This is a genomic window from Streptomyces antnestii, from assembly GCF_004005495.1.
Lineage (GTDB): Bacteria > Actinomycetota > Actinomycetes > Streptomycetales > Streptomycetaceae > Streptomyces > Streptomyces antnestii.
On the sequence record NZ_RZYA01000005.1, the window covers coordinates 177,394 to 196,466 of the forward strand.

Sequence of the window (19,073 nt, forward strand, 5' to 3'; positions counted from 1 at the left end):
ACCTCAACCGCCCTCGAACTCCTACGAGTTCGGGGGCGGTTCCTTTTTCGTTGTGACCGGTTTGCCCATGGCGTCGTGCTCTTTCTTGCGCTAAAAACGCGCCATGCAATCATCAATACGCACATCGCGACGCCTGAGATCGCTGGCGGCCGGGGCGTTGCTCGGGCTGTGCGCCGCCTTCGTGGGGCCCGGCATCGCCCGCGCCGCCGACCCGGCCACCACCGTCGGCGACGTCACGGACTTCCAGGCGGACGGCTCCGTCTACACCCTCAGTGCCGGGTCCGCCGAGGCCCGCGTCAGCTTCGTGTCCGATGAGACCTTCCGGCTCGAACTCGCTCCCGACGGGAAGTTCAGCGACCCGGCGGGCGACGCCATCGTGCTGCCGCAGGGCGGCAAGCCGCCGGTCACCCACTGGAAGGACCGCGGCGACCGGTACGAACTCAGCACGCACGACGTCACGTTGCGGGCCTACAAGTCGCCTCTGCGCTTCGCCCTGTACCGGTCCGACGGCACCCGGGTGTGGGCCGAGACCAAGGGGCTGAGCTGGACCGGCGACACCACCACGCAGACCCTCGCGCGCGGCGCCGACGAGCAGTTCTACGGCGCGGGGATGCAGAACGGGCGCGGCAACACCTCGCACCGCGACAAGACCGTGAAGGTCTCCGTCGACTACAACTGGAACGACGGCGGGCACCCCAACTCCGTGCCGTTCTACCTCTCCTCGGCCGGCTACGGCGTCTTCCGCAACACGTTCGCCCCGAACACGTACACCTTCGGCGAGCCCGTCACCGCGGCCGCGAAGGAACAGCGCTTCGACGCCTACTACTTCGCCGGGCCCGGCGCCAAGGACGTCATCGGCCAGTACACGAAACTCACCGGCAAGCCGTTCATGCCGCCCGTCTACGGCCTGGAGCCGGGCGACGCCGACTGCTACCTCCACAACGCCAACCGGGGCGAGCGCCACACCCTCGACTCGCTGAAGATCGCCGACCAGTACAAGCAGCACGACATGCCGCTCGGCTGGATGCTCGTCAACGACGGCTACGGGTGCGGCTACGAGAACCTGCCCGAGGCCGGCAAGGGCCTCCAGGACCGCGGCGCCCAGCTGGGCCTGTGGACCCAGGACGGCATCGCCAAGATCGCCGACCAGGTCAAGGCTGGGCAGCGCGTCGCCAAGCTGGACGTCGCCTGGATCGGCTCGGGCTACAAGTTCGCGCTCGACGGCTGCAAGGACGCGTACAAGGGCATCGAGGACAACAGTGACGCGCGCGGTGTGACGTGGGCGCCCGAGAGCTGGGCGGGCGCGCAGCGCTGCGGTGTCCAGTGGTCCGGTGACCAGACCGGCAGCTGGGACTACATCCGCTGGCAGATCCCGACGTACGCCGGCGCGACGATGTCCGGACTCGCGTACACGACCGGTGACGTCGACGGCATCTTCGGCGGCAGCCCCAAGACGTACGCGCGTGACCTGCAGTGGAAGATGCTCCTTCCGATGACCATGACGATGGACGGCTGGGCGGCGTCCGACAAGCAGCCGTTCCGCCAGGGCGAGCCCTACACGTCCGTCAACCGCAAGTACCTCAAGCTGCACGAGTCCCTGCTGCCGTACCTGTACTCGTACGCGCACGAGGCGACGAAGACCGGTGTCGGCGCGGTGCGGCCGCTGGCCCTGGAGTACCCGGACGACCCGAAGGCCGCCACGGACGCCGCCAAGTACGAGTTCCTGACCGGCGAGGACTTCCTTGTGGCGCCCGTCTACAAGGACACCACCGTCCGTGACGGGATCTACCTGCCCAAGGGCACCTGGACCGACTACTGGACCGGCCGCGTCTACCAGGGCCCGACCACGGTCGACGGCTACAGCGCGCCCCTCGACACCCTGCCCCTGTTCGTCAAGGGCGGCGCGGCCGTGCCGATGTGGCCCGGCGGCATCCGCTCGTACCAGGACCGCACCGCCGACTCGCCGCTCGCCTGGGACATCTACCCGCAGGGCAAGTCCACCTTCGACCTCTACGAGGACGACGGCGTGACCCGCGAGCACCGCGGCGGCGCGTACGCCACTCAGCACGCCGTGGTCGACGCGCCGCGCTCCGGGGCCGGCGACATCAAGGTGGAGATCGGCGAGAGCAAGGGCGACTTCAAGGGCAAGCAGAAGTCCCGCCCGTACGCGTTCACCCTGCACACCGGTGACGCGCCCTCCCGCGTGACGCTCGGCGGGACCGCCCTTGACCGCCTCGACTCCAAGGCGGCGTACGACAAGGCCGACGCGGGCTGGTTCTACGACCGCGACGACCGCGGCGGCGTCGTGCGGGTCAAGACGCAACCCCTGTCCACGGACCGGGAGTTCAGCCTCACCCTGGAGAACACCAGCGCCCTCGGCGGAGCCGTGCCTGGTGCGCAGGCCGCCGTCACCGTCCCGGCCGACCAGGAGCTGGGCGCGGGCGCGGCCGGCAAGGTCGCCGTCGACGTGAGCGCGGGCACCGAGGACGCCACCGGGGTCGAGGTCGGTCTCGACGCGCCGGCCGGCTGGCAGGCCGGTCCCGCGGCGACCGTCGACCGGGTCCCGGCCGGGACGACCCGCCGGGTCGAGCTGAGCCTCACCCCGGCCAAGGACGCCACCCCCGGCGAACAGGCCCTCACCGCGAGCGCCCGCTACCGTTCCGCGGACCAGGACCGCACCTCCCAGGGGCACTTCGCGGTCGCCGTGATGCCCGAGCCGCCGAAGGGCGACGCCTGGGCGAGCGACCTCGTGTGGCTCAAGTCCACCAACGGCTACGGTCCCGCCGAACGCGACCGCAGCAACGGCGAGTCCGGCGCCACCGACGGCCACACGCTCACCCTCGCGGGCAAGACGTACGCGAAGGGCATCGGTGTCCATGCCGACTCCGACATCGAGGTCTACCTCGGCGGGCAGTGCTCGAAGCTGACCGCCGACGCCGGCATCGACGACGAGATCAAGGGCTATGGAGAGGTGGCCTTCTCGGTCGAGGCCGACGGGAAGGTCCTGTGGACCTCTCCCAAGGTCACGGGCGCCTCGGACACCGTCCCGGTCGACGTGGACGTGACCGGAGCGCGCCATGTGCACCTGAAGGTCACGGACACCAACGGGTCCAAGACCGGTGACCACGGGGACTGGGCGGCCGCGAAGTTCAGCTGCGGCTGACCCCACGCGACCCGCGGTCGCACAGTGAAAGGGCGGTGCACACAGCGTGTGCACCGCCCCCGCCGGGCCGTCGGCGTCGTCCGGCGTCCTAGTCCTGCGAGTCCTACTCCTGCGAGTCCTCGGAGGAATCGTCCCCGGGGTCGGCGGAGGTGTCGGGCGGCGTATCGGAAGACGTGCCGGGCCCCTCGGTCCCGTCCCCGTCACCGCTCCCGCCGGAGGCGTCCGCGCCCGGATCGGGGCGCTGCGGACGCGGCGGACGGGTGCGCTCGCTCGGGGTGTCCCGCAGGTAGGGCGCCGTGTCGCCGCCCTCCGTGGCATGGCCCGCCGGACCCCCTGAGGGCCCGCCGTCCCTGCGCCGCAGATACCGCTCGAACTCGCGGGCGATCGCCTCGCCGGACGCCTCGGGGAGCTCCGCGGTGTCCCGGGCCTCCTCGAGGGACTGCACGTACTCGGCGACCTCGCTGTCCTCCGCCGCCAGCTGGTCCACGCCCAGCTGCCACGCCCGGGAGTCCTCGGCCAGCTCACCCAGCGGGATGCGCAGGTCGATCAGGTCCTCCAGGCGGTTGAGCAGCGCGAGCGTCGCCTTCGGGTTCGGCGGCTGCGACACGTAGTGCGGCACCGCCGCCCACAGGGAGACCGCCGGAACGCCCGCGTGCGTGCAGGCCTCCTGGAGGATGCCGACGATGCCCGTCGGACCCTCGTACTTGGTCTCCTCCAGGTCCATGGTGCGCGCCAGATCCGGGTCGGACGTGACGCCGCTGACCGGCACGGGCCGCGTGTGCGGGGTGTCGCCGAGCAGCGCGCCCAGGATGACGACCAGCTCCACACCCAGCTCGTGCGCGAACCCGAGCAGCTCGTTGCAGAACGAACGCCACCGCATCGACGGCTCGATGCCCCGGACCAGGACCAGGTCGCGCGGCTTGTCGCCGCCGACCCTGACCACGGACAGACGCGTCGTCGGCCAGGTGATCTTGCGGACTCCGCCGTCGAGCCACACGGTGGGACGGTTGACCTGGAAGTCGTAGTAGTCCTCGGCGTCGAGCGCCGCGAACACCTCGCCCTTCCACTCCTTGTCCAGATGCGCGACCGCGGCGGAGGCGGCGTCACCGGCATCGTTCCAGCCCTCGAACGCGGCCACCATGACCGGGTCGATCAGCTCGGGTACCCCCTCGAGCTCGATCACCCAGCGCCTCCTTCCGACGTTCCCCCAGTGCCTTAAAGGCCTGGGGGGACCCCCATTGCGTACGAGCCAACCTTACGGCGTGCGCGCGGGCCATCCGCAGCCCCCATGTCCGGGGACCGACCGGATCACTGCCCCGCGATACGCCCTCGCACTCCCGCTTCACGCCGGTAGCGGAACCGCCCCAAAGAGTGGAACGCCGTCAAAGGGTGGAGCGCAGCCACTGCTCCACGCTCGCGATGTGCACCGTCGCCCACGACCGTGCCGCCTCGGCGTCACCGTCGCGCAGCGCCGCGAGGATCGCCCGGTGCTCGTGCAGCGTCCGGCTGACCGCGTCCTCCTGGGTCAGACCGCGCCACACGCGGGCCCGGGTCGTCGGCCCTGACAGACCGTCGAGGAGCGAGCACAGGACCGAGTTGCCGGAGCTCTGCACGATGCCGCGGTGGAACTCCAGGTCGGAGGCGACCAGTTCCTCCACCGAGGGCTCGGCGCCGAGCGCGTCCAGCTGGGCCGCGAGCGCGTCGAGCCGCGCCTCGTCGATCCGGGTCGCGGCCATCGCGGTCGCGGCCGGCTCCAGGATGCGGCGCACGGCGAGAAACTCCAGGACGGTGTCGTCGCGGTGGAAGTCGACGACGAAGCTCAGGGCTTCGAGCAGGAGCTGGGGGTCGAGGCTCGTGACGTATGTACCGTCGCCCTGCCGCACGTCGAGGATGCGGATGAGGGACAGGGCGCGGACGGCCTCACGCAGGGAGTTGCGGGACAGGCCGAGGTCGGCGGCCAGTTCGCTCTCTTTCGGGAGCCGGTCGCCCGGGCGCAGCGCGCCGGAGACGATCATGCCTTTGATCTTCTCGATGGCCTCGTCGGTGACAGCCATGGCGGTCTCCCCTGTCCTCGGTCGGAGCGCCCAGGTCTGGAGCGCCGATACCTCCGATGTATCGGCCCATTATGGGGTGGGGAGGGCGCGCGCGGTGCCGGAGCGGGGGTACTCGTCCCGGCACCGCGCCGGCGCGTCAGCTCGCGGTGCCCGCCTGGGCCTGAGCGGTTGCCTTGTACAGGCGGCGCAGGCGCACCACGCCGAGGTCGTGCTGGTACAGGTTCTCGCGCTGGTCGGCGTCCGCCGGCATGGCCTCCAGCATCACGCGGTCCTGCTCCAGAACCTCCCAGTGGCGCTTCTCGATGAGGGTCTTGTAGAGGAAGCGCCAGGTGTCGCGCTGCCAGCCCTCGACCCGGCGGTAGCGCCAGAAGAAGACGCCGCAGCGCTCCTCGTCGACCGGGCAGACCATGCCGACGATCCCGAACGCCCCGCCGGGACCGGCCGACGGCGGGTACGGGATCGACAGGTCGACCCAGTCCACGCCGGTCTGGCACAGCTCGACCCAGTCGAAGTTGACGCCCCGCTGGTCGGTCTTCTCGAAGAAGTAGCCCCGCTCGGTCTCCCGGATCCGGAACTTGGCGGCGGTGTCACCGTCGTACATGGTGTGCGAGTCGTGGTGCAGGAAGGCGCCGTGCATCGGGTCGAGCAGGTTCTCGACGGCGAAGCGCCACGGCACGTTCCACTCCGCGTAGCACAGGAACGCTTCGGTGCCGGGCTCGGTCAGCGGTTCCGGGAGCGTCAACTCGGCCGGTTCCGGGTGCTGTTCGTCGCCGAAGTAGGCGAGGATCGCGCCGCTGACCTCGCGCACCGGCAGCGACCTGACGAGCTTCTTGCCCTCCAGGTTGCAGCCGGGCAGACCGGGCACGGAGGCGACGGTGCCGTCGCCCTCGACCTCGACGCCGTGGTACCAGCAGGCCACCCGGTCGCCGAGGTGCTTGCCGAGCGACAGGGGCGCGCCGCGGTGCGGGCAGCGGTCCGCGAGCATGGACAGGGTGCCGTCGGAGCGGCGGAACAGGAGCCAGTTCTCGCCGAGCGCGGTGACCTTGCGCATCGCGCCGGGCGCGACGAACGAGGAGGGGACGACGGGGTGCCACTGGTTGCGCATCCCGGTCGCGTAGATGTGGTCGGCGGCGGAGGCCGCGGAGGCGGTCGTCGTGGCGGTCATCAGGATCACGCTCCCAGTCGCTGCATCTCGGCGCGGAACGAGTCCTCGGTCCACGGGGCGCCGTCGGGGGCGTGGACCTGACGGGCGTTCAGCCCGCGGATGACGTCGGCGAGTTCGTGGCCGTCCTTGGTGAAGACCTCTTCCAGGGTGGCGGCCAGCTTGTACTCGTAGGGGGTCGGTTCGTGCGTACGGGACTGGTGGACGTCCAGGTACGGCCAGGTGGTGGTCACACGTGCCTCCAGGAAAAGGGTTTACAGGTCGAGGGCCAGGCGCCCGGAGGCGCAGCGCGAGACGCAGATCATCATCGAGGCGCAGGAGGCCCGCTCGGCCTCGGAGAGCAGGAAGTCGCGGTGGTCGGGCGTGCCGTCGAGCACCCGCGTCTCGCACGAGCCGCAGATCCCGTCCCGGCAGGAGCTTGCCACGTCGATGCCGGCGGCCTCGGCAGCCTCCAGGATCGACGTGTCGGCGTCCACGGTGAGCGTGAGCCCGGAGGTGCGGCACTCGACCTCGAACGCCTCGTCGTCCCCGGACCGCTCGACGACCGGCGCCGCGAACCGCTCCAGGCGCAGCTGCTCGGCCGGGCACCGGGCCTCGACGGCGGCGAGCAGCGGCTCGGGACCGCAGCAGTAGACGAGCGTGCCCTCCGGGAGGCCGGCGAGCGCCGAGTCCAGGTCGATGTGGCCCTGCTCGTCCTGCGGGACGACGGTCACATCGCCGCCCAGGGCCGTCAGCTCGTCGACGAACGCCATCGACGCGCGGCTGCGCCCGCCGTACACCATGCGCCACTCCGCGCCGCGGCGCGCCGCCTCGCGGGCCATGGCGAGGATCGGCGTCACACCGATGCCGCCCGCCACGAAGACGTAACCCGCGGCCTCCTCCAGCGCGAAGTGGTTGCGCGGCGCCGACACCGTGACCCGTCCGCCGGGCCGCAGCTTCGTGTGCACGTGGCGCGAACCACCGCGCGAGGACGGCTCGTTGAGCACGCCGATGCGGTACTTCTCCGGGGTGCGCGGGTCGGAGCACAGGCTGTACTGGCGGACCTGCCCGCCCACGTGGACGTCGAGGTGCGCGCCGGGCTCCCAGGCGGGCAGCGGCTTGCCGTCCGGGTGGGTCAGCTCGACGGAGAGGACGCCGTCGGCCTCCCAGGTCATGCGGTGCACGAGAAGGTCCAGAGTGGACTCGTCGGTGGTGGTCATGGCTGCAAGGCCTCCCTACGCGGTGGGGATCTTCACGGGCGGGGTGAACGGGTTCTTCATCGGGCCGAGCGCCGCGAGGTCGACCTCGACGAGCGTCGGTCCGTCCGAGGCGACGGCCTCGGAGATCACGGGCTCGGCGTGCTCGGTGGCCGCGATCCGCAGGTACGGCAACCCGCAGGCGCGGGCGAGCAGTTCGAAGTCGGGCGTCGCGAGGTCGACTCCGGAGCGGCGGTCGCTGTGCGCGTCCTGCATGTTGCGCAGGACGCCGTAGCCGCCGTCGTTGAACACGATGAGGGTCAGCCGCGGGCGCTCCTGGGCCAGCGTGAGCAGTTCGCCCAGGTGTACGGCGAGCCCGCCGTCGCCCGCGATGACGACCGTGGGGGCGTCGGGCCGGCCGAGCGCCGCGCCGATGCCCATGCCCAGGCCCTGGCCGATGCCGCCGCCGCGCGGGAAGACGTTGTCGCGCGGGTCGTACATGTCGAGGAGGCGGTTGCCCCAGCTGCTCGACGGGATCGTGACGTCGCGGGCGACGACGGCCTCACGGGGGAGCGCGGCCCGGATCGCGTCACAGATCGCGGCCTGCGGGCCGATGTTGTCGTGCAGGGTGGCGCGCACCTCGGCGCGGACCTCGGCGGCACGGGTCGTCCAGCCCGTCTCGGCGGGGCGCGCGTGGGGGAGCAGGCGCTCGATGACCTCGGCGGCGTCGCCGTGCAGCGCGTGCCGGGCCGGGTACACACGGCCGAGCGCGGCCGCGTCCAGGTCGATCTGGATGTGCGCCTCAGGCAACTTAAGGCCGTAGTCGGCGGTCTCGTTGGACCGGAAGTGCGTACCGATCGTGAGGAGCACGTCCGCGTCGGCGAGCAGGGCCCGGCCGGCGGGCGTCGTCGCGAAGTTGCCGACGACCTGCGGGTGGTCCTCGGGGACGGCGCCGCGCCCGGAGTTCGACGTGAGCAGCGCGGCACCGGTCGCGGCGAGCAGGTCCGCGAGCTGGGTACGGGCCCGGTTCGCGCCGCCACCGGCCCAGATCACCGGCCGCCGGGCCGAGGCCAACAGGGCACCGGCGGCGGCGAGTTCGTCGTCAGCGGGCACGGGCACGGCGGGCTCGGCCGCGAGCTCCGCCACCGTGTCCGTCTGGGCCGCGTACTGGAGGTCGACCGGCCACTCCACGCTCGCCGGGCCGCCGGGCGCGGTGAGCGCGGCCTGAGCCGCCTCGCGCAGGATCCGGCCCGCGGAGTCCGCCGACGGCACGGAGGCGGCGTACTTGGAGACGGCCGTCAGCATGCCCAGCTGGTCCTTGGTCTCGTGGATGAAACCGCGGCCGCTGCCCAGGAACTCCGACTCGACCTGCCCGGTGATGTGCAGGACGGACGTGCCGGCCGACAGGGACTCGATGAGGGAGCCCGCCGCGTTGCCCGCGCCGGTCCCGGTCGAGGTGAGCGCGCAGCCGAGGCCGCCGCGGGCCCGGCCGTAGGCGTCGGCGGCATTGACGGCCGAGGCCTCGTGCCGCACGGGCACGAACCGCAGCTCGCGGTCGACGGCCTCGACGAGCGGCAGGTTGTGCACGCTCACGATCCCGAAGACCGTGTCGATGCCCAGTTCCCGCAGGACGGCGACGAGGAGATCGCCTCCGGTGTCGTAACGCATGGTGGTCTCCTCAGAGGATGGAGCGGCCGACGCCGCCGCACACGTCGATGCTGGTTCCGGTGATGTACGAGGCGCGCGGCGAGAGCAGCGCGACGATCGCGTACGCGACCTCCTCTGCGCGGCCGAGGCGCCCGAGCGCGATGCCCCGGTCGGCGGCGAGCTCCGCCTGCCAGTCCTCGTAGGAGAGGCCGGACCCCGCGGCGGCGTGCCGGCGGGTCCACTGGCCGGTGTCGACGAGGCCGAGGCAGACCGAGTTGACGCGGATCCCCTCGGGGGCCAGCTCGGTGGCGAGGGACTTGGAGAGGTTGAGGATGCCGGCGCGGGCGGCGCTCGTCGTGATGAGCCGGGTCTCGGGCTGCTTGGCGAGGACCGCGTTGACGTTCACGATCGACGCCGCGTCCGAGGCGGCCAGGTGGGGGCGGGCGGCGTGCAGCGGGTTGAGGACGCCGGCGAACTTCAGCTCCAGCTCGTCGCGCCAGTCCTCGGCCGTCGACTCGTCGAGGCTCTTCATACGGGACTGGCCCGCGTTGTTGACGAGTCCGTCGAGGCCGCCGAACGTGTCGACGGTGTACCGGACGAAGTCCCGTACCTCGGAGGCGTCCCGCACGTCGCAGACGCCGGTCAGGAGCCGGTCGCTGCCGAGCCGCGCGGCGGCCTTGGCGAGCCGGTCGGCGTCACGGCCGCAGGTCGCGACGCGCGCGCCCTCGTCCAGAAGGGCGCGGACCGTGGCCAGGCCGACGCCCGAGCTGCCGCCGGTGACCAGGACGGTCCGGTCGGCGAGGCCCAGATCCATGATTTCTCCTTCAAGGCGCGGAGCGCCGTAGTACGCCGCGACCTTGCCTAGGCAGCGGTCAGGGCTTGGCCGTCATGAGGGATCTTGATCCCGAGTGAGAAGCCGCCTCGCTTGCGAGGGGGAGGAGTCACGAATCTGCTCTCCTAGCAATCAGTTGGGGTCAGTGCATCGTGAAGCCGCCGTTGACGGCGATCACTTGTCCGGTGAGATAGCGGGACTCCTCGCCGAGGAGGAAGGCGACGAGACCGACGAGGTCGTCGGGCTGCTGCGCCCGGGAGATGGCCCGGTTCGCGGCGTACAGCGCGTGCCGTTCCTCGGGGACCGTCTCGGTGGCCTCGACCTCGGTGAGGCCGGGGGCGACCGCGTTGACGGTGATGCCCTTGTCGCCGAGTTCCCTGGCCATCGCCCGGGTGAGCGCGATGACCGCGCCCTTGGAGGCGATGTAGTGGGCGAGGCGCGGCGAGCCGTAGAGCGCCGCGTCCGAGGCGATGTTGACGATCCGGCCCGGCGCCCCGAACAGCGGGTACAGGGCCTTCGACACCAGCCAGGGGCTGCGGGCGTTGACCGTCATCAGGCGGTCCCACACCTCGACGTCGATGTCCTGGAACTCCTTGCCGCCGACGCCGTTGGCGAGGGCCGCGTTGTTGACCAGGCCGTACAGCGGGCCCAACTCCCGGACACGGTCGGCGAGTTCCTCGACCGAGCGGGGGTCCGCCACGTCGCAGCGCACGAAGTGGGCGTCGAGCCCCTCGCCGCGCAGCTCCTCGGCGGCGCGGGCCCCGCGCTCCTCGTCGAGCTCGGCGACGACGACACGGAAGCCGTCCTCGCCGGCCCGGCGGGCCATGGCCAGTCCCAGGCCACGGCCCGCCCCGGTGACGACGACGGTGCCGGCGTCCCCGGAAGGGTCAGTCACGGGTGACACCGTGCATCGGCGAGTGCTCCGGGTACGTCGGAACCTGCGGCTTCTGCGTGCCGATGACGACGCAGAACAGGGCGTCGGTGTCGCCCTCGTTCTTCAGCGAGCGGGCCACACCGGCCGGCACGACGATCATGTCGCGGTAGCCGAGGGTGCGGTACTCGACCTCGTCGGCGCCGCGGTGGATACCCACCTTGACCTGGCCCTCCAGGACGAAGAAGGCCTCTTCGACGTCGTGGTGCGTGTGCTCGGGGCCCTCGGCCCCGGGCGGCAGCAGCATGTTGGAGAAGGTGAAGCCGCCGGACGGGAGGATCCGCGAGTCGCTCTCGTGGTTGCCGGTGGCGCCGGAGCCGACGTAGCGGATCTGGCCGCGGCGGTACTGCGGGCCCGCCTTCTCCTGGAAGGAGAGGGTGTTGAAGTCCGCGACCCGGGACTCCTTGGTGGCGATGAGCGAGTCGGTGTACTTGCCGAGGTCGCCGCCGTTGTCGTACTCGGTGGTGGTCAGAGGCATGGTGGAAGCTCCTACTCGGGGATGCGGGCGGTGATGCGGAGGTGGGACAGGACCCAGGCGTTGAACCGCTCGGGCTGTTCCTGGTTGGCCAGGTGACCGGCGTCCTTGACGATCACGTAGGCGGTCTTGTGGAGGCCCCCGGCGATGACCTGGGAGGCCTCGATACCGGTGACCTGGTCCTTGTCGCCGCACAGGACGAGCGCGGGCGCGGCGATCGCGGGCAGTTCGTCGCGCAGGTCGGCCGACGCCATCGACTCGGCGGCGTAGCCGTACCCGGGCAGCCGCACGGACGACGCCATGGTCTCGATGACCCGCTCGACGAGTTCCGCGGGCGCCTCGCCGGAGACGAGCCGGGGCCCGCGCTGCTCGGCGAAGGCGCGCGGTCCGACCTCGGCGAGCTCGGTGGCCCGTGCCCGCATGCCCTTGGCCTTCGAGGGGTCCGTGCCGGAGCCGGGGCTGGAGTCGGCGACGATCAGCGACTCGACGAGGTCCGGGTGGCGGGCCGCGAGCCGCAGCGCGATGACCCCGCCCCAGGAGACGCCGAGGACATGGGCGCGGGAGCCGTACGAGCGGATGACGCCGGCCGCCGCGTCGGCGAACCCGTCCAGGTCCAACGGCCCTTCCGGATCCGCCGACTTGGCGTACCCCGGCGCGTCCCAGGCCACGACCCGGGCGTACGCGGACAGCTCGGCGAGCTGCGGGGCGAACGCCGCCGACGAGGAGCCGATGCCGTGCAGGCACAGCAGCAGCGGGCCAGCCGACCCCGCCTCCTCTACATGGACCGCCGAGACGGAGGCGGCCGTCACAGGATCTGCCCCGTCCGACCGGCCAGCGCGGCCAGGCTGCGCAGCACCGCGTAGGGCACGACCTGGCTGGTGGCGGGGTTCCCCGGGTCCGGCAGGTGCGCGACGTCGAAGCGGTACGCGCCGTGCGCGCCGGACGCCTCGATGACGTGCCGGGTGTGGGCGGCACCGGGATCCGCGACGACCCGGACCCGCACAGCGTCCAGGTCGCCGACGGCGAGGGCGACCGAGGCGGCCACGTTCGTCGACTTGGGGAACTTCACGGGGACGTCGCGCGCGGTGCCGGACATGACCTCGACGGGACCGGTCGCCGTCCGCAGCCGGGTCAGCAACTCCTCGTCCATCCACGGCTGTTCGAGGGTGGACGGCAGCTTGGTCGTGGTCAGGCGCACCTCGTCGAGGGGACCGAAGGAGCGCACCGCCTGGAGGAGGTCGAGGCCGCCGACCGCGCCGCCGGTGAAGTAGACCCGGCCGGGGCCCGCCGCGAGGAGCCGCTTGGCGAGGTCCTCGTCGGTGAGCGCGCCGGTCGACGCGACGAGCAGGTCGGTGCCGGAGGCGAGGACCCGCTCACCCCATTCCCGTACGACGCCCTGCCCGGCCGCCTCCACGATCAGGTCGCAGCGCTCCAGGGCCTCCTCGAAGGTGAGCTGCGGCGCGGGCGCCGCGTCGCCCAGCGGACGGTTGTCGATGATGCAGGTCAGCTCGGCGCCGGGCACCTGGCCTTCGGCGAGGGCGGTGCCGACGACGCGGCCGATCGCGCCCCAGCCGACGAGGCCCACCTTGCGAATCGTGCTCATGCGGAGACCTCCAGGGAAGCGGATGCGGATGCGGATGCGGATGCGAGCGGACCGGGATCGGGGGAGCCGGCCATGTGACAGCGGATCTCCTTCGACGGCGGACCCGCCGTGCCCCACAGGTCGGACAGCTCGGGCACGCGCCGCCACACCTTGGCGATCCACGCGTCCTCGACGATCTGCGCGACCTCGGACGTGTACTCGCACACGAGGCCGGACGGGTCGGTGAAGTAGGAGAAGGTGTTGTTGCCGGGCCCGTGCCGGCCAGGACCCCACTGCGGGTCGATGCCGTGGTGCTTGAGCCGGCCGAGGCCGCGCATGAAGTGGTCGACCGAACTCATCTCGTAGGCCACGTGGTTGAGGGAGGTCCACTCGGCCCGGTTGAACGCGATGCAGTGGTGGTCGGAGTTGCAGCGCAGGAACGCCATCTGGTGCTCGGACCAGTCGGAGACGCGCAGGCCCAGCACGTCGCAGTAGAACGCGACGGCGGCGTCGATGTCGATGGTGTTCAGGACGGCGTGCGTGACCCCGACCGGGACGGCGGCGTCGCGGCCGCGCGGGGCGACCGCCTCGACGTGCGCGCTGATCTCGACGAGCCGGTGCTCGGGGTCGGTGAAGCGCAGGCCGTAGCCGCCGCCCACCTGGTCGAGCGGGGCGGGGCCGAACACGGGCGTGATCCCGCGGGCCTCCAGGCGCCGCGCCGCCTCGTCGACCTCGGCCGGGGTGGCCACGGCGAACGCGAGCCGGCCGAGGCCGGTGCGCTCCGCGTGCGTGAGGTGCAGGACGTGGTGCTCCTCGCCGGTGCCGCGCAGCCACGCCGCCGCGCCGCGCTCCGCCTCGACGGTCTTCAGGCCCCAGACCTCCTCGTAGAAGTCGGCGGCCTCGGTGAAGGCGGGGGTGAGCAGTTCGACGTAGCGCAGGGAGCGCAGCCGGGCGACGGGTCCTGGCGTGGGGTGGGGCATGAGGTGTCTCCAGACGAGGGGGACGAGGGGGCGCGGGTCAGTTGGCCCAGGGGAGGGGCGCGTCCGAGGTGCCCCAGTACAGGGACTTCTGGCGCTGGTAGGCGCGGATCGCGTCGCGCCCCTTCTCCGTTCCGAGTCCGCTGTCCTTCATCCCGCTGAACGGGGTGGAGGCGCTGAACTGCTTGTACGTGTTGATCCAGACCGTCCCCGCCTCGATCCGGCGGGCCAGGCGCCACGCGGCCCGGTGGTCGCGCGTCCAGATGCCGCAGGCGAGGCCGAAGACGGAGTCGTTGGCCTGGCGGACCAGGTCGTCCTCGTCGTCGTAGGGCAGGGCGACCAGGACGGGACCGAAGATCTCCTCCTGGCAGGTCCGCGAGGTGTTGGGGAGCCCGTCGAGGACGGTCGGCAGGTAGTAGGCGCCGTCCTGGTACGCGTCCCCCTCGGGCGCCCGGCCGCCGCACAGCACCCGGGCGCCCTCGGAGCGGGCCAGGTCGACGTAGGCGGCGACCGAGTCCCGGTGCTTGTGGTGGACCATCGGCCCGACCTGCGTGCCCGGGTCGGTGCCGGGGCCGACCCGCAACTTGCCGACGCGCTCGACGAGTTCGCCGACGAAGCTGTCGTAGATCTCGCGGGCGACGAAGAGCCGCGAACCGGCGATGCAGGACTGACCGGTCGACGAGAAGATCCCGAACATCACGCCGGCCAGGGCCTGTTCGATGTCCGCGTCGGCGCGCACGATCGTCGGCGACTTGCCGCCGAGTTCGAGGGAGGCCGGGATCAGCTTCGAGGCGGCCGCCTTCGCGATGGACCGGCCGGTCTCCGTGCCGCCGGTGAAGCCGATCCGGGCGACCAGCGGGTGGTGCACGATCGCGTCCCCGACGACCCGGCCGCTGCCGGGCAGAACCGACAACAGGGCGGTGGGCAGGCTGAATTCGCCGAGGGCGCGGTGGATCAGACGGCCCAGCGCGAGGGACACCAGGGGGGTCCAGGCGGCGGGCTTGAGCAGGACGGCGTTGCCGCCGGCGAGGGCGGGCGCGATCTTCTGCGCGTCGCTGGCGACCGGCGAGTTCCAGGGGTTGATCGCGCCGACGACACCGATCGGCTCGTACACGCTCATCGTCACGTACGGGCCGCGGGACGGGGTGAGGGTCTCCTCGGCCGTCTCCAGGGCCGCCGCCATGTACCGGAAGGTGCCGGCCGCGCTGAGCGCGAGGGCCTTCGTCTCGGTGAGGGTCTTGCCGGTGTCGGCGGTCTGGAGCGCGGCGAGCTCGCCGGCGGCCTCCTCCGTCAACTCCGCGATGCGGTACAGGAGCCGGGCGCGCTGGTGCGGGAGCAGCTCGCGCCAGGCGGGGTCCTCGACGGCGAGTGCGGCGGCCCGCGCGGCCTCGTCGACCTCGTCGGCGGACGCGGAGTGGACGGTGGCGAGCACCTGTCCGGTCGCCGGGTCGACGGTGTCGACGGGCTCGCCCGCACCGCGTCGCCACTGGCCCGCGATCAGGATGTCGGTGGGGATGTCGTGAGGCACGGGCGGGACCTCCGGGGGTCTACGGCCTACGGGCGAAGGGGGTGGAACGTGCAGCGCGGCGATGCCTGAGCGCTGAAGTGCTAGAAATCTAAGGGCTTAAGTAATTCTCCGCAAGACCCCCTGGCGAAGTCTTTGCGTGAAGGTGGTCCGAGGTCGGTTGCGGGTCGGTGACGGTGAGGTCACGCTGAAAATGTCTTAGCCATGAATCATTGACCGCTTAGAGAAGTCCTCCTAATGTCTGCGGAACTCCTCTGTTCGCGTTGTCGCGAAAGGCCCCCTCATGACCACTGTGGCCGGCAAGCCAGGGCTCGGATCGATCGCCGCCCGGCTCGAACGACTTCCACAATCCCGATGGCACGTGAAGGTCAGATTCCTGATCGGCGCCGTCACCTTCTTCGAGGCGTTCGACCAGCTTCTCTCCGCGTCCGCGCTCCCCGTCCTGATCAAGGACTGGCACCTGAGCACGGCCCAGGCGACCTTCGCCATCACCTCCGGCTCCGTCGGCATGCTCCTGGGCGCCCTGGTCGCCGGGTGGCTGGGCGACCGCGTCGGCCGGGTGCGCACCGTGGCCCTCGGTGTCGCCGTCACCGCGCTCGCGAGCCTCGCGGTGGCCTTCTCGAACAACATCGAGATGTTCTCGCTCTGCCGCTTCGTGCAGGGCCTCGGCATCGGCGGCGTCGTCCCCGTGGCGGCCACGTACATCAACGAGATCGCCCGCTCCGACAAGCGCGGCCGGTTCGTCCTGATCTACGAGATGATCTTCCCGCTCGGACTCGCCGCGGCCACCCTCGTCGCCGTATGGGTGGTGCCCACCTTCGGCTGGCGCGCCATGTTCGTGATCGGCGCCCTGCCCGTCCTGCTCGCCGTCGTCCTGCCCAAGAAGGTCGTCGAGTCGCCCCGCTGGCTGCTCTCCCAGGGTCGTACCGAAGAGGCCGAGCAGGTCATCGCCCGCATCGAGGCGGAGGTCGCGGCCGCCACCGGCGCGGACCTGCCCGAGCCGGTCGAGGGCCGCGGGGACGACACCGCCAAGGGCAGCCTGCGGGATCTGTTCACCGGCAAGTACCTGCGCCGCACGACCGTGCTCTCCGCCCTCTGGTTCGTGGCGTACTACGTCAACCACGGCATCTCCACCTGGCTGCCCTCGCTGTACGTCAAGCACTTCGGCCTCGACCTGACCACCGCGCTCACGTACACCCTGCTCAGCAACGTGACGGGCCTCCTCGGCACCTTCGCCGTCGCCCTCGTCATCGACCGCATCGGCCGTCGCCCCGCCCTCGTGGCCGCACTCGGCGGCAGTGCGCTCACCCTCGTGACGCTCGCCCTGGTCGGTGTGACGTCCGGCAGCCAGGTCGCGCTCTTCGCCTCCTGCACGACGTTCTTCGTCTACGCGATCAACGCGGGCCTGTACCTCTACTCGCCCGAGCTGTACCCGACGTGCAACCGCGCCAAGGGTGCCGCGTTCGGTGGCCTGTGGAACCGCCTCGGCGTCATCCTCGGCCCGATCACGGTCGGCGCGATCCTCGGCGGGGGCGGCAGCCTCACCCTCGTCTTCGCCCAGCTCGCCGGGGTCGCCGCGGTGGGTGCGGTGATCGCACTCTTCGCGGTGGAGACGAAGGGCAAGACGCTGGAGGAGCTCAACTCCTGACGGAGGACCGGCAGTTCGCCGGCTTCGAGGGGGCGGCGCCCAGGGGAATGGTCAGACATTCCCTGGGCCCGCCCCTCCGTCAGTTCAAAAAAGGCTCACGACGCGTGCACCGGCCCCTCAAGGCCGCTCAGTGCGAGGCCGCTCCCGCCCCGGCGCACCGCGATGATCTCCGCCGCGATGGACACCGCCGTCTCCTCGGGCCCGCGCCCGCCGAGGTCGAGGCCGATCGGTGAGCGCAGGCGCGCGAGCTCGGCCTCGCCCAGGCCCGCCGCGCGCAGCCGCGCCAGACGGTCCTCGTGCGTACGGCGACTGCCCATGGCCCCCACGTAACCGGCCCGGCTGCGCAGCGCCAGCTCCAGCAGGGGCACGTCGAACTTGGCGTCATGGGTGAGCACACACACGGCCGTGGCGGCGTCCACCTGGTCCTCGTGCGCCGCGAACCAGCGGTGCGGCCAGTCCACGACCACCTCGTTCGCCTCGGGGAAGCGTTCGGGCGTCGCGAAGACGGGACGGGCGTCACACACGGTCACCCGGTGGCCGAGCAGCGCGCCGATACGGACGAGGGGCCGCGCGAACTCGACCGCGCCGCACACCAGGAGGTGCGGCGGCGCCCCGAAGACCTGCACGAACAGCTCCCGCTCGGGCGCGCACGACGGGGCTGCGCCGCCCGGCTCGCCCACCCGCACCAGGCCGCTCGTGCCACGGGCGAGCAGCCCTTCGGCGGCCTCCGCGGCCGCCCGGTCGAGGCGCGCGTCGCCCAGCGACCCGCTCAGCCCGGAAGCGCCCACGGCGAGACTCCCGGCCGCGCCCTCCACCGGGGTCACCAGCGCCACCGGCGCATGGGCCGCGAGGTCCGCGGCCACCCGTTGGAGCGGTGCGTCGGCGGTGACCTCGTGAACCAGTACCTCGATGGTTCCGCCGCAGGTCAGGCCCACCGAGAAGGCTTCGTCGTCGCTGACTCCGTAGGTCTCGCGGGCGGGTCCCGCGCCGGCCAGGACGTCCTCCGCGACCGCGCACACCGCGGCCTCCACGCAGCCCCCGGAGACGTTGCCGACGACCCGGCCGTCCTCGGCGACCAGCATCGACGTACCCGCGGGGTGCGGGGCGGAGCCCCAGGTGTGGACGACCGTCGCCATCGCGAAGCGGGTCGCGGCGGCCTGCCACGCGGCGGCCTGGTCGATCACGTGTCGCATGTCGCTCACCTCGCGCACACCGAGTCGGCTGCACCCTCTTGCCCATGAGAACACCGTTCGGCGTCGGCATCATCGCAGGCGCGCGTCCGGACGTGATCGCTTCAGGGGTAGGATTTTCAGGGGCGTAGGACATCTCGCCCACCCGGAAGAGGCCGAGGGGACGGGATGGCTGATCGGAAGGCCGCGCGGCGGGATGCCGTGGCGCAGTTCATCGACGACTGGGCGCGGGAGCGGCCCGAGCTGGACACGACCCCGCTGGAGGTCCTCGCCCGGCTGCACCGCTCGTTCCTGCGGTACAACACCAAGCTGATCGCGTCGATAGAGCGGCACGGGCTCTCCGTCGCCGGCTTCGACGTGCTGACCGCGCTGCGCCGCTCCGGCGCGCCGTACCGCCTGACCGCCGGGCAGCTCGCCGACCAGGGCCTCGTCTCGTCGGCCGGGGTCACCCTGCGGATAGACCGCCTGGAGAAGGACGGTCTGATCGTCAGGGAGCGCGACGACGACGACCGCAGGGTCGTCTACTCGCGGCTCACGGACGAGGGCCTCGCCAAGGTCGACGAGGTGTTCACCGAGCACCTCGACAACGAACGCCGGATGCTCGGCGAGCTCTCCCCGGCGGAGTGCCGCCAGCTCTCGCGGCTCCTGCGCAAGCTGGAGGACTCCATCCTGGGGTCGGACGCCCCGGACGAAGCCGCCTCGTAGGACGGAG

At 71.8% G+C, this 19,073-nt stretch carries 17 protein-coding genes; 3 read left to right on the plus strand and 14 right to left on the minus strand.

What is annotated here, in order from left to right:
* Positions 1–103: 103 nt before the first annotated feature.
* Positions 104–3,163, plus strand: coding sequence for an NPCBM/NEW2 domain-containing protein (locus EOT10_RS13265; RefSeq protein WP_223280960.1), 3,060 nt, complete (start codon positions 104–106; stop codon positions 3,161–3,163).
* Between the two features lie 103 nt (positions 3,164–3,266).
* On the opposite strand, the gene EOT10_RS13270 is transcribed toward EOT10_RS13265, so the two are convergent.
* The 13 genes from EOT10_RS13270 to EOT10_RS13330 all read right to left on the minus strand — a co-directional run bounded on the left by EOT10_RS13270 (position 3,267) and on the right by EOT10_RS13330 (position 15,526).
* Positions 3,267–4,346, minus strand: coding sequence for a PAC2 family protein (locus EOT10_RS13270; RefSeq protein WP_127828366.1), 1,080 nt, complete (start codon positions 4,344–4,346; stop codon positions 3,267–3,269).
* Between the two features lie 199 nt (positions 4,347–4,545).
* Positions 4,546–5,217, minus strand: a complete 672-nt coding sequence (locus tag EOT10_RS13275) for a FadR/GntR family transcriptional regulator (RefSeq protein ID WP_127828367.1) — start codon at positions 5,215–5,217, stop codon at positions 4,546–4,548.
* A gap of 136 nt (positions 5,218–5,353) precedes the next feature.
* Positions 5,354–6,382, minus strand: coding sequence for an aromatic ring-hydroxylating oxygenase subunit alpha (locus EOT10_RS13280; RefSeq protein WP_127828368.1), 1,029 nt, complete (start codon positions 6,380–6,382; stop codon positions 5,354–5,356).
* Between the two features lie 5 nt (positions 6,383–6,387).
* Complete coding sequence (locus EOT10_RS13285; protein ID WP_127828369.1) at positions 6,388–6,612, minus strand: recombinase-like helix-turn-helix domain-containing protein; 225 nt, start codon at positions 6,610–6,612, stop codon at positions 6,388–6,390.
* A gap of 21 nt (positions 6,613–6,633) precedes the next feature.
* Positions 6,634–7,578, minus strand: a complete 945-nt coding sequence (locus EOT10_RS13290) for a PDR/VanB family oxidoreductase (protein WP_127828370.1) — start codon at positions 7,576–7,578, stop codon at positions 6,634–6,636.
* A 15-nt stretch (positions 7,579–7,593) separates the two neighbouring features.
* Positions 7,594–9,222 carry a thiamine pyrophosphate-binding protein gene (locus EOT10_RS13295; protein ID WP_127828371.1) on the minus strand — a complete coding sequence of 543 codons (1,629 nt, stop codon included), beginning with the start codon at positions 9,220–9,222 and terminating at the stop codon, positions 7,594–7,596.
* 10 nt (positions 9,223–9,232) lie between these two features.
* Entirely contained in the window at positions 9,233–10,015 is a 783-nt protein-coding gene (locus EOT10_RS13300) for an SDR family oxidoreductase (protein WP_127828372.1), read from the minus strand.
* A gap of 160 nt (positions 10,016–10,175) precedes the next feature.
* A complete protein-coding gene (locus EOT10_RS13305; RefSeq protein ID WP_127828373.1) occupies positions 10,176–10,928 on the minus strand; it encodes an SDR family oxidoreductase in 753 nt (250 codons plus the stop codon).
* Positions 10,921–11,442 carry a cupin domain-containing protein gene (locus tag EOT10_RS13310; RefSeq protein ID WP_127828374.1) on the minus strand — a complete coding sequence of 174 codons (522 nt, stop codon included), beginning with the start codon at positions 11,440–11,442 and terminating at the stop codon, positions 10,921–10,923. Before EOT10_RS13310 ends, EOT10_RS13305 begins: the two co-directional genes overlap by 8 nt.
* Before the next feature lie 11 nt (positions 11,443–11,453).
* Positions 11,454–12,248, minus strand: coding sequence for an alpha/beta fold hydrolase (locus tag EOT10_RS13315; RefSeq protein WP_127828375.1), 795 nt, complete (start codon positions 12,246–12,248; stop codon positions 11,454–11,456).
* Positions 12,245–13,042: an aspartate dehydrogenase domain-containing protein gene (locus EOT10_RS13320; RefSeq protein WP_127828376.1), complete on the minus strand. Its 798-nt coding sequence runs from the start codon at positions 13,040–13,042 to the stop codon at positions 12,245–12,247. Before EOT10_RS13320 ends, EOT10_RS13315 begins: the two co-directional genes overlap by 4 nt.
* Positions 13,039–14,001 carry a VOC family protein gene (locus EOT10_RS13325; RefSeq protein ID WP_127828377.1) on the minus strand — a complete coding sequence of 321 codons (963 nt, stop codon included), beginning with the start codon at positions 13,999–14,001 and terminating at the stop codon, positions 13,039–13,041. The genes EOT10_RS13320 and EOT10_RS13325 overlap by 4 nt, the downstream gene beginning before the upstream one ends.
* Positions 14,002–14,038: 37 nt before the next feature.
* Complete coding sequence (locus EOT10_RS13330; RefSeq protein ID WP_127828378.1) at positions 14,039–15,526, minus strand: aldehyde dehydrogenase; 1,488 nt, start codon at positions 15,524–15,526, stop codon at positions 14,039–14,041.
* Positions 15,527–15,806: 280 nt separating this feature from the next.
* Between EOT10_RS13330 and EOT10_RS13335 the strand changes: the two genes are divergently transcribed.
* Positions 15,807–17,171 carry an MFS transporter gene (locus tag EOT10_RS13335; RefSeq protein WP_127828379.1) on the plus strand — a complete coding sequence of 455 codons (1,365 nt, stop codon included), beginning with the start codon at positions 15,807–15,809 and terminating at the stop codon, positions 17,169–17,171.
* Between the two features lie 95 nt (positions 17,172–17,266).
* Here EOT10_RS13335 and EOT10_RS13340 read toward each other — a convergent pair whose 3' ends face one another.
* Positions 17,267–18,364, minus strand: coding sequence for an XdhC family protein (locus tag EOT10_RS13340; RefSeq protein WP_127828380.1), 1,098 nt, complete (start codon positions 18,362–18,364; stop codon positions 17,267–17,269).
* 165 nt (positions 18,365–18,529) lie between these two features.
* On the opposite strand from EOT10_RS13340, the gene EOT10_RS13345 reads away from it, so the two are divergent.
* Entirely contained in the window at positions 18,530–19,066 is a 537-nt protein-coding gene (locus tag EOT10_RS13345; protein ID WP_127828381.1) for a MarR family winged helix-turn-helix transcriptional regulator, read from the plus strand.
* The last annotated feature ends 7 nt before the right edge of the window (positions 19,067–19,073 follow it).

Excerpts from the sequence above, each read along its gene's own strand:
- EOT10_RS13340 (WP_127828380.1), bottom strand. The coding sequence starts at position 18,364 with ATGCGACACGTGATCGACCAGGCCGCCGCGTGGCAGGCCGCCGCGACC.
- EOT10_RS13300 (WP_127828372.1), bottom strand. The coding sequence starts at position 10,015 with ATGGATCTGGGCCTCGCCGACCGGACCGTCCTGGTCACCGGCGGCAGC.
- EOT10_RS13295 (WP_127828371.1), bottom strand. The coding sequence starts at position 9,222 with ATGCGTTACGACACCGGAGGCGATCTCCTCGTCGCCGTCCTGCGGGAA.
- EOT10_RS13310 (WP_127828374.1), bottom strand. The coding sequence starts at position 11,442 with ATGCCTCTGACCACCACCGAGTACGACAACGGCGGCGACCTCGGCAAG.
- EOT10_RS13275 (WP_127828367.1), bottom strand. The coding sequence starts at position 5,217 with ATGGCTGTCACCGACGAGGCCATCGAGAAGATCAAAGGCATGATCGTC.
- EOT10_RS13290 (WP_127828370.1), bottom strand. The coding sequence starts at position 7,578 with ATGACCACCACCGACGAGTCCACTCTGGACCTTCTCGTGCACCGCATG.
- EOT10_RS13280 (WP_127828368.1), bottom strand. The coding sequence starts at position 6,382 with ATGACCGCCACGACGACCGCCTCCGCGGCCTCCGCCGCCGACCACATC.
- EOT10_RS13265 (WP_223280960.1), top strand. The coding sequence starts at position 104 with ATGCAATCATCAATACGCACATCGCGACGCCTGAGATCGCTGGCGGCC.
- EOT10_RS13335 (WP_127828379.1), top strand. The coding sequence starts at position 15,807 with ATGACCACTGTGGCCGGCAAGCCAGGGCTCGGATCGATCGCCGCCCGG.
- EOT10_RS13320 (WP_127828376.1), bottom strand. The coding sequence starts at position 13,042 with ATGAGCACGATTCGCAAGGTGGGCCTCGTCGGCTGGGGCGCGATCGGC.
- EOT10_RS13325 (WP_127828377.1), bottom strand. The coding sequence starts at position 14,001 with ATGCCCCACCCCACGCCAGGACCCGTCGCCCGGCTGCGCTCCCTGCGC.
- EOT10_RS13345 (WP_127828381.1), top strand. The coding sequence starts at position 18,530 with ATGGCTGATCGGAAGGCCGCGCGGCGGGATGCCGTGGCGCAGTTCATC.